The sequence below is a fragment of the Actinoplanes sp. NPDC048791 genome (assembly GCF_040650095.1).
Classification (GTDB): Bacteria; Actinomycetota; Actinomycetes; order Mycobacteriales; family Micromonosporaceae; genus Actinoplanes.
Window position 1 is genome coordinate 1 of the sequence record NZ_JBEZGQ010001693.1, and the last position, 1,139, is coordinate 1,139.

A 1,139-nucleotide genomic window follows, 5' to 3' on the forward strand; every position below is an offset into this window, starting at 1 on the left:
TCCGGACCGGCCGACCGCGGCTTCGGCGTCCCCCATCCCCGCGTCCCGGCCGGTCAGCCGGTCCGTGACGGCCGGGCCGTCCGGCGCGATCCGGTCCCGGGACTCGGCGCGCGCCAGCAACTGTTCCAGCGTCTGTGGCGGCTCCTCGGCCGCCGGTGGCCGGCGTGGTACGTCACGTTCGTCGGCGTCCGGAACTTCGACCGACAGCTCGTAGTGCTGCTTGGCGAAGAAACCGCCGAAGCCACCGCTACGGACCTTGTCGGCCGAGATGATCCGGACCGATGAGCCGTACTCGTCGCGCACCTGCGCCAGCAACGGCTCGATGGCCGGCCCCTCAAGCAGCACCCGCGTAGGCACCGTTCACCACCCCCATGGTCTCGATCTGTGCGGTGGAACCAGAGATCTCGGAATAGGACAGCACCTGCACCCGGCGGGAACCCGCGCGCAGGAGACGCATCAGTGGCAGCCGTAGCTGCGGTGAGCAGGCCAGCACCGGGGTGATGCCCTGCTGTTCGGCCGCCTCGACCAGCCGGCCCGCCTCGGTGACCATGGCCTCGGCCCGCATGCCCTCGATCGCCATGAAGGCACCGGTCTCGCTCGGGCGCAGCGACTCGAGCAGGCTCTGCTCGAGCATCGGGTCCAGCGTGATGACGGTGAGCCGGCCGCCGGCCGCGTACTGGGCGGCGATGGCCGGGCCCAGCGCGGCCCGGGCCGCCTCGACCAGGCCGTCGTGGTCGACGGAGACCTTGGCCCGCAGCGACAGCGACTCGAAGATCCGGACCAGGTCGCGGATCGGTACGCCCTCGTCGAGCAGCGCCTGCAGCACCCGCTGGATCTGGCCCAGGCTGAGCAGCGACGGCGTCAGCTCCTCGACCACGACGGGGTGGGTGCGCTTGACCATCTCGGTCAGCGACCGCACGTCCTCGCGGCCGAGCAGGCGGCTGGCGTTCTGCCGGACGATCTCGGCCAGGTGGGTGATGATCACGGACGCCCGGTCCACGACCGTCGCGCCGGAGAGCTCGGCCTGGTAGTGCAGCTCGGCCGGGACCCACTTGCCGGCCAGCCCGAAGACCGGCTCGACGCCGGCCCGGCCGGGCAGCGCCTGCAGGCCGTCGCCGATCGCCAGCACGGTGCCGGGC

Annotated in this window: 1 protein-coding gene and 1 pseudogene; both read right to left on the reverse strand. The window is 72.3% G+C overall.

Going from position 1 to position 1,139, the window contains the following annotated elements:
* Positions 1-345: pseudogene (locus AB0C29_RS49675) on the reverse strand (hypothetical protein); the annotation flags it as partial.
* On the reverse strand, positions 335-1,139 hold an 805-nt coding region (locus tag AB0C29_RS49680; protein ID WP_360835534.1), incomplete at its 5' end, for an FHIPEP family type III secretion protein. The pseudogene AB0C29_RS49675 and the gene AB0C29_RS49680, both read right to left, overlap by 11 nt.